At 43.8% G+C, this 12536-nt stretch carries 20 protein-coding genes and 1 pseudogene; 3 read left to right on the top strand and 18 right to left on the bottom strand.

Annotated features, from left to right (window positions below):
* The 8 genes from DESPODRAFT_RS20690 to DESPODRAFT_RS16255 all read right to left on the bottom strand — a co-directional run.
* A partial coding sequence (locus DESPODRAFT_RS20690; RefSeq protein WP_216594020.1) for a hypothetical protein occupies positions 1–229 on the bottom strand: 229 nt, incomplete at its 3' end.
* Positions 230–428: 199 nt separating this feature from the next.
* Positions 429–1385 carry an NAD-dependent epimerase/dehydratase family protein gene (locus tag DESPODRAFT_RS16285; RefSeq protein ID WP_004074948.1) on the bottom strand — a complete coding sequence of 319 codons (957 nt, stop codon included), beginning with the start codon at positions 1383–1385 and terminating at the stop codon, positions 429–431.
* Positions 1382–2314 (bottom strand): NAD-dependent epimerase/dehydratase family protein, encoded by a 933-nt coding sequence (locus DESPODRAFT_RS16280; RefSeq protein WP_004074947.1) that lies wholly within the window; start codon positions 2312–2314, stop codon positions 1382–1384. Before DESPODRAFT_RS16280 ends, DESPODRAFT_RS16285 begins: the two co-directional genes overlap by 4 nt.
* A gap of 2 nt (positions 2315–2316) precedes the next feature.
* Positions 2317–2904, bottom strand: coding sequence for a dTDP-4-dehydrorhamnose 3,5-epimerase (gene rfbC / locus DESPODRAFT_RS16275; RefSeq protein WP_004074946.1), 588 nt, complete (start codon positions 2902–2904; stop codon positions 2317–2319).
* Positions 2905–2938: 34 nt separating this feature from the next.
* Positions 2939–3985: an NAD-dependent epimerase/dehydratase family protein gene (locus DESPODRAFT_RS16270; protein WP_004074945.1), complete on the bottom strand. Its 1047-nt coding sequence runs from the start codon at positions 3983–3985 to the stop codon at positions 2939–2941.
* Between the two features lie 78 nt (positions 3986–4063).
* Positions 4064–4837 carry a glucose-1-phosphate cytidylyltransferase gene (rfbF, locus tag DESPODRAFT_RS16265; protein WP_004074944.1) on the bottom strand — a complete coding sequence of 258 codons (774 nt, stop codon included), beginning with the start codon at positions 4835–4837 and terminating at the stop codon, positions 4064–4066.
* A gap of 52 nt (positions 4838–4889) precedes the next feature.
* Entirely contained in the window at positions 4890–5915 is a 1026-nt protein-coding gene (locus tag DESPODRAFT_RS16260) for a GHMP family kinase ATP-binding protein (RefSeq protein WP_004074943.1), read from the bottom strand.
* 24 nt (positions 5916–5939) lie between these two features.
* Complete coding sequence (locus tag DESPODRAFT_RS16255) at positions 5940–6488, bottom strand: Rpn family recombination-promoting nuclease/putative transposase (RefSeq protein WP_004074942.1); 549 nt, start codon at positions 6486–6488, stop codon at positions 5940–5942.
* 41 nt (positions 6489–6529) lie between these two features.
* Here DESPODRAFT_RS16255 and DESPODRAFT_RS21910 point away from each other — a divergent pair, with 41 nt between their 5' ends.
* A complete protein-coding gene (locus tag DESPODRAFT_RS21910; RefSeq protein ID WP_157488510.1) occupies positions 6530–6808 on the top strand; it encodes a hypothetical protein in 279 nt (92 codons plus the stop codon).
* Positions 6809–6991: 183 nt separating this feature from the next.
* On the opposite strand, the pseudogene DESPODRAFT_RS21775 reads toward DESPODRAFT_RS21910, so the two are convergent.
* From DESPODRAFT_RS21775 to DESPODRAFT_RS16230, 6 genes and pseudogenes are all read right to left on the bottom strand, one after another.
* Positions 6992–7222, bottom strand: a pseudogene (locus DESPODRAFT_RS21775) (type II toxin-antitoxin system RelE family toxin); the annotation flags it as partial.
* 24 nt (positions 7223–7246) lie between these two features.
* Entirely contained in the window at positions 7247–7450 is a 204-nt protein-coding gene (locus DESPODRAFT_RS16245) for a hypothetical protein (protein ID WP_004074937.1), read from the bottom strand.
* A 229-nt stretch (positions 7451–7679) separates the two neighbouring features.
* The gene (locus DESPODRAFT_RS18840) at positions 7680–8162 is read right to left on the bottom strand and encodes a ParB-like helix-turn-helix domain-containing protein (protein ID WP_443112189.1); all 483 of its coding nucleotides are present in this window, start codon (positions 8160–8162) and stop codon (positions 7680–7682) included.
* 96 nt (positions 8163–8258) lie between these two features.
* Positions 8259–8474, bottom strand: a complete 216-nt coding sequence (locus DESPODRAFT_RS18835; RefSeq protein WP_052314713.1) for a ParB N-terminal domain-containing protein — start codon at positions 8472–8474, stop codon at positions 8259–8261.
* Positions 8475–9113: 639 nt separating this feature from the next.
* A complete protein-coding gene (locus DESPODRAFT_RS16235) occupies positions 9114–9449 on the bottom strand; it encodes a HepT-like ribonuclease domain-containing protein (protein ID WP_004074933.1) in 336 nt (111 codons plus the stop codon).
* The gene (locus DESPODRAFT_RS16230) at positions 9439–9738 is read right to left on the bottom strand and encodes a nucleotidyltransferase family protein (protein ID WP_004074931.1); all 300 of its coding nucleotides are present in this window, start codon (positions 9736–9738) and stop codon (positions 9439–9441) included. The genes DESPODRAFT_RS16235 and DESPODRAFT_RS16230 overlap by 11 nt, the downstream gene beginning before the upstream one ends.
* A 48-nt stretch (positions 9739–9786) precedes the next feature.
* Between DESPODRAFT_RS16230 and DESPODRAFT_RS16225 the strand changes: the two genes are divergently transcribed.
* On the top strand, positions 9787–10122 hold the full coding sequence (locus tag DESPODRAFT_RS16225; RefSeq protein WP_371904997.1) for a HigA family addiction module antitoxin: 336 nt from the start codon (positions 9787–9789) through the stop codon (positions 10120–10122).
* 177 nt (positions 10123–10299) lie between these two features.
* On the opposite strand, the gene DESPODRAFT_RS16220 is transcribed toward DESPODRAFT_RS16225, so the two are convergent.
* The 4 genes from DESPODRAFT_RS16220 to DESPODRAFT_RS21275 form a co-directional block, all read right to left on the bottom strand.
* Positions 10300–10656 carry a type II toxin-antitoxin system PemK/MazF family toxin gene (locus DESPODRAFT_RS16220; protein ID WP_004074927.1) on the bottom strand — a complete coding sequence of 119 codons (357 nt, stop codon included), beginning with the start codon at positions 10654–10656 and terminating at the stop codon, positions 10300–10302.
* Positions 10634–10834, bottom strand: a complete 201-nt coding sequence (locus DESPODRAFT_RS16215; RefSeq protein ID WP_004074926.1) for a DUF2281 domain-containing protein — start codon at positions 10832–10834, stop codon at positions 10634–10636. The genes DESPODRAFT_RS16220 and DESPODRAFT_RS16215 overlap by 23 nt, the downstream gene beginning before the upstream one ends.
* A gap of 483 nt (positions 10835–11317) precedes the next feature.
* Positions 11318–11740 carry a transposase gene (locus DESPODRAFT_RS21280; protein WP_245531946.1) on the bottom strand — a complete coding sequence of 141 codons (423 nt, stop codon included), beginning with the start codon at positions 11738–11740 and terminating at the stop codon, positions 11318–11320.
* 147 nt (positions 11741–11887) lie between these two features.
* Positions 11888–12106, bottom strand: coding sequence for an IS110 family transposase (locus DESPODRAFT_RS21275; RefSeq protein ID WP_245532083.1), 219 nt, complete (start codon positions 12104–12106; stop codon positions 11888–11890).
* Positions 12107–12274: 168 nt separating this feature from the next.
* Between DESPODRAFT_RS21275 and DESPODRAFT_RS16205 the strand changes: the two genes are divergently transcribed.
* Complete coding sequence (locus DESPODRAFT_RS16205) at positions 12275–12457, top strand: hypothetical protein (protein ID WP_004070514.1); 183 nt, start codon at positions 12275–12277, stop codon at positions 12455–12457.
* Positions 12458–12536: the final 79 nt, after the last annotated feature.

The raw sequence follows: 12536 nt of genomic DNA, 5'->3' as shown, positions 1-12536 counted from the left end.
TTTTTGCTTCATCAAGCAACAGGGAGCAATAATCAGCATATTTAGCATTGAATCGTATAAAAAACATTAGGATAAGTGACCACTTAAAATGAATAGTAAGCAACACGATCAAAAAATTGGATAGGGTGCGGACGGACATCATCTGATGCACAAAGGCAATTTTTTCATCGGCAATCAATAGCTGGTTAAACACAAAGGCTGTCCAATTTATAACACTCATCCCGGCCAATATGTACAACAGGTACCTGAAGGTAATAAATTGTTCGGAGGTAATTTTGAAAAGGCTGTTTCCCTGCCATGCAAGCATCAATAAAACCAGACAATTGATAGCGCCCAGGCAATTTGATTGTAATTGCCCAACAGGGAGAAAGCACCCATTGCATACAACAAAAACAAGAAAAAATTGTCAAAACTTGTAACCAAATATATCAGCTATTGGCCAACCCCATCAGCCACGAATGAAGTTCATGCACAATATCCTCATATTTTTGCGTAGGAAGAAAACCCGTATCCCTGGTCAGGCTTTCTATTGAAAAATCTTCTTTTTTCAAGGAAATATCATTATAGGGCATCTCGCCAAATCGAAGGGGCTGTCCTGACGGGTAAAGAGAGGCCATTGTTTTTACATACTCCTTCAGCGGGCGAGCTTGCCCGGAACCAACCCAATAATTTTGACCAGGCTTCCCTTTTTTGCCAATAGCTACATAGGCTAACGCACAATCCTTAACAGAAATCACGTCAAACATCTGCTCCCCTGTGGAAAAAATAAGCTCGCCACCATTTATAAGCTTTTGCAATGTTACTTGAAGAAAGGAATCCTTATCATCATTCGGTCCCATCACATGGGAATTGTTGGCAAACAGGAGCGGCACTCCGGCTTTCTCTGAGAACATTTTAAGAAAATTTTTAGAAGCAATTTTGGCAACAGAATAGACGACATGTCTGTTGTATTCGCTGTTTTCATGATAATCCAGCGATAAATATTTATGGGTAAAGGCCTCTTCCATTGTTCCTATGTGGATAAACTTCTCACAATTCAACTCTTTTGCCGCCATAAGGGCCTTTACGGACCATGAAATGTTTCTCAGTTGTGCTGCATGATCCATATCAGATAATCTTGAAACGCCCCCCCAAGCCAGATTATAAAATACACAAGGTTCATCTGAAGTCCAGCCCGCATCCCTTGCTTGATCAGGAAGCGCGTCAATATCTTTCATATCTATCTGAACATACGTTGCTCCCGTCAGCAAGGCAACCCGGTCCTTATTAATTTTGTCGTAACTTTTTCGTCCCAACGCAAGGACGGAGGTTTGATTATCAATAAGGGTTTTTACAAATACGGACCCGATAAAGCCTGTTGCGCCTGTAACGATAGCCTTTTTCATTTTATCTCCATTTCTTCCACAAGATCATCAAATGTCTTTTTTAAAACAAAGCCCGTATCTCTTTTCAGATCATCAATGCTGAAATCCTCCGCAGTTAAAAGCAGATTATCTGTGCATGGTTGATGAGCATCAGCGCATGACTTTGCTGCATGGGCTTTTTTTTCTGCCATCCCAAAATATTGGCTCAGTTTCTTTGGCTCGCCTGATCCGATAAAATAGTTTGCCTTATTTTTCCCTTTTTGCCCAACAAGATAATATGCCTGGGCAACATCTTTGATGTGCGTCAGATCCAATAATTGGGGATTGGTTGGCGCCGCGTAGGCTTCTCCTGCCAGAATTGCGCGTATGGCAGAAGAGATATACCCTTTTCCTGTAAAACTTGGATTGAAAGGAACTGACAGGCGAGTATGTACATAGTCTATCTTGTTGAGATAACCCAGCAATACGCACATATCACGAGCGGCCAGCTTGGATGCCGCGTAAGCATTTTGTCCTGATGGATAGGTCTCGTGCTGCCACCGGTTATCTAAATATTTTTCTGCGAAAGTTTCTTCAATCGTTCCCGCGTTGACAAACTTTTTACATCCTATTTTTTGAGCACTGACAAGGGCGTTTGCGCTGTATGTCACATTTTTAAGCTGATCGTCAACGCTTCCGTCTGTTAGAGCGTTGAGCCCTTTCCAGGAAAAATGATAAAAAACACAAAAAAAACCCGGAACCCAGCCTATTTCCCCGATCTTATCTTCCAAAGAAAGAATATCCGCCATATCCATTTTCAGATTCGTTGCTGTGCCGGGCAGATTTTTCCGGGGTTGTATTAAAGGTTCTTTTCTTCCAATACAAAGAACATCTATATTGTTTTCCAACAACTTCCTGACGACCGCAGAGCCAACAAGCCCAGTTGCCCCTGTAACTATTGCTGTATCCATTGCTATATCATCTCTTTTTTTGTGTTCTGAAATACCTTCAACGACTCCACCCCATGCCACTTGGGATCAAAATCCGGCCAACTATTGTCCTTATCGGAAATCACCGATGGGACAATGGGCCATTCAATAGCAAAGCGGGGATCGTTGTAGCGGATACCGCGTTCCTGCTTTGGCGCATATGCCGCGCCGGCCAGATAGAACGCCTCGGTGTTTTCCTGCAGGGTAATGAACCCATGGGCAAAACCTTTGGGAACGTACATCATGCGACGGTTTTCGGCGGTCAGGGTCTCACCGAACCACTTCCCGAAGGTTGAAGAATTCGGACGCAGATCCAGGATAACATCGAAAAGTGCGCCCTGAATGCAGCGAACCACTTTGACTTCTGCGGCCGGCGGCAGTTGGTAGTGCATTCCGCGTAAGGTTCCTTTATCCCTGGTGAGCGAATTGTTGATCTGAACAAAGGAACCCATCAGTCCTGCATTGGAAAATTCTTCTGTGCAGAAAACCCGGGCAAAGAAGCCCCTTTCATCTCCAAGGCGCTCCAGGTCAATCGTATAGGCCCCATCAAGTTGGGTCGGGTTGAACTTCATCTTTATTTCCCCCTCAATTAAATGCCGTTAATTTTTAAATCTGCCACTGAAGATTTGCGTTCAGGGAACCGTTCTGAATGTGGGTTTCAAGCATTTTCAACCGCATTAAATTGGACTGTCTGAAATTGGGGTCGGCAAAGTTCATCGCCTCAAGTCCGTCTTTCAATTCTGCAATCGCGGCTTCAAGGGTTACCTGGGGCTGATGGTCCGGTGCAAGTTCCCGAAAAAGGGAAAAATCCACCTTGTAGGATCGTTTGTCCGGCTGTGCGTTTTTGTTGATAGACACGGTTGTCCCAGAGACTGATTCGGCGACTGCGTATGCCAGTTCTTTAACTTGGTAGTTCCATGTGTCGCTTCCGATGTTGACGGCAAGAAACGGGCCAATTCCTTTCGATTCCCGGTTGAGAGCCCAGACAATCGCGCGGCACATATCCTTGACATGCACCAATGGCCGCCAGGGGGAACCGTCGCTGAGAACCGTAATTTCTCCGGAGGTGATGGCGCCGGCAACAAAATCGTTTAATACCAGGTCGAGCCTCAATCGGGGGGACATCCCGCAGGCAGTGGCAAACCGAAGGGAAGTGACGACAAAATCACTATCTGACAGGCCCTTTAGTTCCTCCTCCATGGCGACTTTGGAGCGGGCATAGGCGGTTAAAGGATTCAAGGTATCTGTCTCCTTTCGCGCATCCCCGGTCGTCTGTCCGTACATGCTGCAACTGGAGGCAAAAACAAAGGTTTTCACACATTGCGCTTTTGCTTCCCGGGCGATCGCCCTGCTGGCTTGATCATTGATGGCATTGGTCACGGCTTCGTATTTGTTCCCCATGGGATCATTCGAAATAGCACCCAGGTGTACCACGGCATCAACATCCTTCAGGATTTCAAAAGGGAACTGACGCATGTCGCCAAATATCTGATGATCAATGATGCACTCAGGGAAATGTGCCGCATTGGTCAGGCAGTGAGCAAAGTAGCCGTTATCAAAGCCCCAGATTTCGGCATCTGGAAACGAGCTGCGAAGTGTTGCAGTCAAAATAGGACCGATATATCCCATGTTTCCGGTAATCAATATCCTCATTTTTTCTCCTGTTTTCATCCCAAGCAGTATGCTCAGATTGTCATTATTTATTCGAGACTGACAAATTTAATTGGATTTTTACCAAATTTTCCATGGTGCCTTATCGGCCTGCCATAAGGACTCAAGGTATCGTTTATCCCGCAACGTATCCATCGGATGCCAAAAGCCGTCGTGCTTGAAAAGGGAAAGATTGCTTTCAGCAGCCAATTTTTCCATGGGTTCCTTCTCCCAGACAGTTTCATCGTCTTTAATGTAGTCTGCGACTTTCGGAGAGAGTACAAAAAAACCACCATTAATCCAACCGCCATCTCCCTGGGGTTTCTCTTTAAATCCCGTAACCTTATTGTCCGCATACTCAATGGCTCCAAAACGCCCCGGGGGCTGAACGCCTGTAACTGTGACCATTCTGCCTTCATTTTCATGAAAGGAGATCAACGCTTTGATATTTATATCGCACACGCCATCGCCATAGGTCAGGCAGAACGTGTCCCCATCAATATAATCATTGTCAATAATTCGTTTGATGCGGCCGCCAATCATGGTGTTTTCTCCAGTATCCACGAGGGTGACCCGCCAGGGTTCGGCATGCTGCTGGAGTACCTCCATGGAATTTGTACGCATGTCAAAGGTTACATCGGAAGAGTGCAGAAAATAGTTGGCAAAGTACTCCTTTATCACATACCCTTTGTATCCGAGACAGATGACAAAATCATTGATACCATAGTAACTGTATATTTTCATGATGTGCCACAGGATCGGCTTACCGCCGATTTCCACCATAGGTTTGGGTTTGACGCTGGTTTCTTCGGCAATCCTGGTACCAAGTCCACCAGCTAAAATTACAGCTTTCATCTTCCCTCCGCTTTTGAATGTTTATGACCAGTTTGTTATGTTATAAAGTCTATTATATTATTAGCCATCCTTTTGTACCGGATTGTGTGAAATGAAAATTGATAACTTTACCCCCCAAGGTATTTAACGTATTAATCAGCTTTATTTTTTTTATTGGGTCTACTATAAAAAACATAAATCCACCACCACCTGCACCGCTGATTTTCCCGCTATATGCGCCATTTTCAATGGCTGTTTCATAAATATGGTTTATATCCTTGTTTGATACTGAAGCTGCCATCTTTTTTTTAGATTCCCAGGAATGACCTAAAATCTCGGCAAAGCTTTTTATATCACCTTTAAGAATCGATTCTTTCATTAAAAGGGCTTTGTTTTTTACATCGTGCATTGCCTCAAGCGCAACTGAGTCCTTTCTTATCGCGTTTGACTTTTCTTCTTCGATAATTGACGCACTTCTGGTTATACCTGTAAAATAGAGAACAAAAGAACTTTCAAGCTCATCAACAATCCAATTTTTTATCCGTAAAGGATTTACTATAACCCGCTTATTTTCATAAAATTCAATAAAATTAAACCCCCCAAAAGTAGCTGCATATTGATCTTGAGAACCGCCAATAATACCGATATCTTCCCGTTCAATTTCAAAGGCCAATTTTGCAATGTCATAATCCCCAAGCGGTAAGTGCAGCCATTCAACAAATGCTTTTATCATAGCGACAACCATGGTTGAACTGCCTCCAAGCCCACTTCCGGATGGGGCATCTGAATAAGTTGTCATGGTAAAAGAAAGAGGTTTGCCATCATTGAATTTAGATACAATTTTATTATAAATACCTTTATGCAAATCCAGTATCCCATCGGGATTTAGAAAGGAAACAGCATCCGACTCAAACGCCTGGTTTCTGTCTTCAGCTCTGAATGTTATTTTGTTTAAATTATGGGTTTCAATCGTACAATGAGCATACAAGTCAATAGTTGCATTCAATACATAGCCAACATATAAATCGCAATATGGGGGAACATCGGTTCCCCCTCCCGCTAGGCCAAGTCTTAAAGGTGCTTTAGATCGAATAAGCATAAATTTTCCATTCTCAGGGTTGCTTTAAAAGAAAGGGGTTAATTCCGCGCACTCTACTTTCACATCCTCAGGTAAATTTTTATGTTCATCAAAAAGAGAGAGCTGAAGCAGATGAATTGTCAGATGGTCACTTAATGAGATGTTATTTTCTGAATCATGAAGCCTGAATTTCAGATGATATGTCCCGGCATCTTTAAAAAGCGGACTGTCAAGAATCCAGATTGAAAATACCGGCTTGAGTTCAATGTAATTGCCTTGCTGTTTTGTGAGCTGGGAGTGGTAGATTGTGCTCCAGTTATAGATTATCCTTGATGGAAGTGCAGGATAAACAGCAAGTTGGATCTCCACCTGATATTTGAAATCATTCTGACACTTTGCCTTTATATCCACAATTGAGAGCTTGTCATCCATGAATTCCCGCTCATTGTAGGGATTCATGATTACAACATCCGTAATTGTCTCATCTCCCTGAAGTCCGGTTACTGCGTTCAAAAAGTGGATCAGAAGATTTTTGTTCTTCTCCGAACCGAGCAGTGCTTTGAACACACAGTCAACCTCTGGCTGCTCTTTCAACTGCTATGCATTGATCAGAACACCCAGTGGGCACAAAAAGCGTGCCCACCCTACCGCTGCCGATGATCAGGAGATACCGGGGCATTGTAGCCGATCCAGCGGAACCGCTTCAGTATCCGGAAGAGCAGGTATTTGAACAGGATCAGGCCGAAGACGTTCAGGATAAAGAAGATCCCCAGCAGGAGCCGGCTGACATGCTGGATGCGGAAGATGAACATGACTTGGGCCAGCATGCCGGTGAGGCAGGCCTTGAAAAGGCCGGCGGCAAAGAAGGAAAAGGGGTGCTCCCGGAGGGAGGGCGTAGACCTGAAACCCGGTGAGGCTGATATGCTTTATTTATAGTTCCTTTATTGACTCTGAAAAACGACTGGCTGAAATGCTAAATTTCTCACGGAATTTTATCTGTAAATCCTTTATACTTTCACTTCCAGACGATTGGGTTTCCCGTTCTCTTTTTTCAAAATATCTTTCCATGCTTATTGGCGTATTGCATGGGAAGAAACTTAAAGTCGTCTGTAGATATCTCTTCGGTGTCCTACCCGCAAAATGACAATATCACTACCCTCAATATCAAAAACTACTCTATAATTTCCAATTCGGAATCTATATGTTCCGAGCTTGGCGTCTATAAGTGTCTCGGAATATCCATGAGGATCTTGTTTGTAGCGAGACAGCGCTTGCCCGATTCTTTTTTTTATTTCAGGAGTGAGCTTTTTGATATCCTTCTCGGCTCGGTTAGTGTATACGAGGGGTGTACATTACTTCCCGAAAATCTCATCATGTGATTTGATTCTTCCTGCTTTATAATCATCCCGAGACTCTTTTATGCTTTTAAGATATGCGGGGGATGTGGATGCAAGAAGATCTTCTAAAAAAGCATCCCTTTCTTTTTTTTTCATATTCATAACCGCCTGGATTAATATTTCCGGCCGGACTTCCACTTTTATTTTATTTGTATACATACCCCTTCCTTTTTTTAATCATAAAATACCCCAACAAATCAAGAGTAAATTTTTATACTATCGCTAAGGACGTTAACAAGTCAATAGCTGGGGTTTTGGGTTTATAAAAAGCTTTCATACCAGTTCAGGGCTTCGGCTCAGTTTAGAGCTATAAATCTATACAAACAGCAGGCGCGGAACTATTGGCGGTCAACCGCAACTCCTAAAATATTGTTATTATAATTTAAACTCACTCAGGTACAGGATCTGGGTTGATAAAAATATTGATTTTATCTTTGACGGCAATGAGCGCGCTACAGACTTTTTCCCGGTCCTCGCTGGTCCAACTGGTTGCGTCGATATTGGCGATTTTTGCATCTATTTTTTGGACAAATTCCAGAGCAGCAGCCGGGTCGTTCAGGTCTTTTCCCTTGGGTTTGTCCGGGGCTTTTTCTCCGGTTTCCAGGGTCTTCTGTTGCTTTAAGCGGAAGGCTTTGTAGGCCGTGATCATGCTGCGTTCCTGCTTTTTGCGGGCGATCTCAATGAGGGTCTGGCGGGTAATGGTCCGGTCCCCCCGGCATTCGTCCCGGATGGTCTGGGGCAGTCTGTTGATGGTGAGGATGTCCCGGACCGTGGTCCTGGCTTTGCCCACAATGCCGCCGAGTTGTTCCTGGGTGAAATTCTGCTCGTCCATCAGGCGCTGAAGGGCTTCGGCTTCTTCGACGGAGGTCAGGTCCTGGCGCTGGAGGCTTTCGACCAGGGCGATTTCGGCATGGTTTCCCTGAACAAAGATGGCGGGCAGGGTGGTCAGGCCGATCTGCTTTGCGGCCTACCAGCGGCGCTCACCGGCAACGATGAAGAGGCTTCCTTCGCCGGCGTCCCGGAAAAGGAGGGGCTGGATGATGCCGTATTTTTCAATGGATGTGACAAGCTCGGCAAGGGCTTCGGGGTCTATCACCTTGCGGGGCTGGTCAGGGTCTGGCTTCAAATCCGTGATGGGGATCTGGTAGAGATTTCCTTTTTCATAAGCGGTCGCTATGGGCATGGTTGCCTCCTGTTGTCTGGGTCAAGCTTGGCTTATTGATGTTTCTGAGAATGCAGGCATATTTTGTAAACAGGGAATTCGGGGTAGAGTAGAGCACTGAATCGGCCGGTTTCTTCAGCCCTTTTTATATTCGAGACGCCTTGCCGCACGCGGCTACTACGTGTTCCAAAGGCCTTGCATCCTCAGTGCTCCCTCATCAAACAGTGCATACGGTTTTCCCGTACACGGCTTTCCCATGTTCTTCATCGTAAGGCTTGCGCTCGTTGACTGCTTGGCTTGGCCTTACAATAGAGCTTCCTCTGAAGCGTCCTGATCCTATTCGGAGTTAGTAGCATATTGCAATCTCCTGATCCTCCGCTCGTTAGTTACGTGAACAAAGTAGGGTCCCTTTCCTTGGCCGGGGTTATGTTGTCCCTCAGCCTCAATCGGTACTATGAACCCCTCCGACTCCCAATACAGCCCCATGGAATTTCGGATATCCTTATATCCATCAGTTAACGGCCCTTCACCGTAACCGCATTGGGTCTCCCGCACTGCACTGCAATTCTTCCGACACATGCCATCCCTGCTACCCCGGAAGATCACCTGAAAGGATTTCCGTTTTTTAAATGCTATTTGCTTACCCTTAGGGCGTAGTTTTCAAAGTTCAACGGCTTGAAGCTTTTCCTTTAATACAGGCAAATCTTTCTGAATGGTATTCCACAGCACATCATTATCAACGCCGAAATATTCATGGATAAGAATATTTCGCATTCCTTTCATCTGATACCAGGGAATATCCACATACAAATTCTGGATTTCCCGAGGTACATTCGCAGCAGCTTCTCCTATTATTTCAAGATTTCTAATAACAGCATCAATTGTCTTCTGATCCTTCATCCAGCCATCGTAGTTTAAATCCTTCACATAATGGAATATTCGATCCAATGCTTCGATGATGTCTTCAATGCGAAATTTCCAACTTCTAGACGACATGCACCGCATCCCTTAAAATAGCATCGCGGAGTTGTTTTTTTAAGGCGTTTTCTGTTACAAGATCGACCGGGCGTCCAACAATAACTTCCAGATATTGTTTTAAATCAATGAATCCAAAAAGGCCGGGGGTGGTTTTATATCTGATTAATATATCAATGTCACTATCGGATTTTGCTGTGCCTTTTGATATGGAACCGAAAATTGACATTGACTCAACAGAGAATTTTTCTTTTATAATATCTTTATGAGCTTCTATTGTTTTGATTATATTATGATCAATTTGGGTCATGATGTTTTCTCATGTAATATTGTTTTATTTGGAAGGAAGGACATGTATATGATGTCGAAATTACAGACTACCACTAATAAAATATCAAGGAAACTTCCAACAAATCGCCCTCCCACACACCCAGGAGAAATGCTTTTGGAAGAGTTTATTAAACCCCTCAACATTACCCAGACCGAACTGGCCAAAAGACTTGGGGTTTCATATCCTCGTTTAAACGAAATTATTAAAGGGCGCAGGTCAGTGACCCCTGACACAGCACTGAGGCTGTCTCGTGTATTAGGGATGTCCGCAGACTTCTGGCTCGGCCTGCAGCAAGACTGGGATCTATGGCATGCAATGAACAGTCCCAAAGCCATTGAAATTAAAATGCTCCAGCCTCTTTGAAGGTAAATAGAAAATAGACCAGGACTATAACGATCATCTTATGGAATCGTAGAGGTTGGGCGTTGAAGAAAAGTGAATGAACGTATCAATTTCCCAGTTTTTTCAAGTTTTAATTTGGGATGGGACAACAGACAGATTTCATTACAATCAAACTCAAAATCAGGCCCAAATCCACCATTAAATATTGGGGCTGTTGCAACCGACATGTTGACAGAGGCTATTGACGACCTCTAAAAACACATCCTCATTGATGGCCCCATACCGTCTTACAACAGTTGATGTGCTTAACGTAAAAATTTTATCATATCTAATCCAACTTTTTTTGGGCAAACTTCCATCTTTCATGTCAGGGTTTTCAATGATTACCGCATTGTTCTCTGTCAAAACGGATGTAATCGCCAGCCCCATAAAATCCCCTCGGAAATCTGCCTCGGTCAAGACAAGGACAGGACGTCTTTTTCGGCTTGTCAAATCGGAAAATGGGAATGGAAGGCCGACAATATCTCCCGGGTTACAAATTATTCCAGACGTCATCTTCGCTGTTGCTCCAGATTTGATCCATTACAGGTTCTTGCGCGTTTATTAATTCATCCACCCATGTGTCTTTCAAGCCATATTTAGTCTCAATGTATCCAATAAAATCCAGAATTTCTTGCGCAAGCGGTTCCGGTAACTTTAATGCTTTTTCATATATTTTTTGCGCGGTGGCCATGGTACTCCCCCCTTTATAGTGATCACTAATTGTAGATTATCATTTGCGAACATTAGTAACAAGGTTCATCGGGAGTCTGACCCAAATTGTCATTCGGGGTCGGCCCACACCAACATACTGATCTGGGAAATTCCGGGGACATCTATGATAAGTTTTGTCAAGGGGAAAATGTAGATTTCCCTTCACTTTTTAAAGACATTCTCCAAAAGCGTTAAATGGCCCATTGCATTAACTCCTGATCTTTTTAATCTATTTCATTTAAGTGCCAAAAAGATAAAGATCTTTTGACCAGACATCTATTTGCTGTATCAGGTCCTTTTGTAAAGGAACCATCACAGAAGATTAAGTTTGGGTAAACCCGCTGACCTTGAAACACTAAATGATGTATCACGGCGGTTGCCGATCACATAGTCCCCAGAAAGCAAGGACCAGCGGGAAGATCTATTGTAAATGCAATGCTATTAATGTATCAATCGGACCGTATCAGGCAGCCTGATATGGAGCTGTCACCTCAAAATCCTTTTTGGATTTTTCAACAGCCAGCATATAGGCTACAAGCTTTCTTGCTACGGCCAGGGTCGCTCTATTCTTGTTTCCCTTTCTCAATTCCCTTTCATGAATTTCAGCCAATTGAGGATTCCAATGTGGTGCAAGTTTTGCCGCCTCAACCAGAACAGTTTGCAAATGTTTATTTCGTTTTTTGGATATCGGACCACGACTTTCTTTGCCGCCAGATTCTTTTTGAGCCGCGCAAAGGTCACAATAACTAACTGCCTGACGTACTGCTCCAAATCGCTCTACCTCACCTACTTCCAACACCCAGGTTAAAGCCGTCACCTCTCCAACCCCACCAATTGTTTGCAGCCGGGTTACCCGTTCTCGGATCAGCGGGTTTTCTTTTAGCACCCGTACGAGCTTTTTTGAATATTAGTAAAAATCTCCAGATTTGACCTGCTAAGTTTTAACATTTCTGAGACGGATGATGGGACATGCTCAATGGTGTCCATTAATTCCCAGAAATAGCGTTTGCCATGTTAGCTTTTTTTGTTGTATTCAGCACCGACCTCCATTAAAAGTCCAGAGTATTTTATTTTTAGTTTGGGTTGCTGTTCTGACTATGTGGTTTCTGTATCTTAAAATTCTTCTTAATCCTCGCAACTCGCTCGGAGCCATATAACATTCCGGTAACAGATCAACTCTGAGAAGGTCACATATTTTCTGGGCATCAGATAGATCGTTTTTCTTTTTAGCTGCTGTAATCGCTTTGAGCATTTCAGGGTGAGCCACCTTGATATCATCGGCATAAGGTTTTATGAAGTCATAAATCCAGCCGGTAAACGGGCGCATTCCCATTTTCCCGGTTTTAAAAAAGTCTATCTTTTAGTGGAAAAAGCATGATATTTCCTGCTAAGCTGAAACAACAAAAAATAGATTGTACTGATGAAAAAAGCTGAAGATTGCAATACTGTTGATGAAGTCTATGCTTGCCTGAAAGAACTGGAAGAAGATCCGAATCGCTTGATTCGAAACGCTAAAGAATTGGAACAGATGGAACAGGAACTTCTTGGGTATACGAATCGGATAAGCGCCTTGCTTTTAAAAAAAGTATCCAGGCCTCAGTAGATTCCCCGGATCGGGTTGATCAAGAAAAGAATTGATGTCCAACTGGCCGGGGCGGATGAAAAGCGAAGGGTTTGAGACC

Origin of the sequence: Desulfobacter postgatei 2ac9, from assembly GCF_000233695.2 — a bacterium.
In the GTDB taxonomy this organism is placed as follows: Bacteria; Desulfobacterota; Desulfobacteria; order Desulfobacterales; family Desulfobacteraceae; genus Desulfobacter; species Desulfobacter postgatei.
The sequence above is the reverse complement of the archived record's forward strand: the minus strand, read 5'-3'. Positions and strand labels throughout refer to the sequence as shown.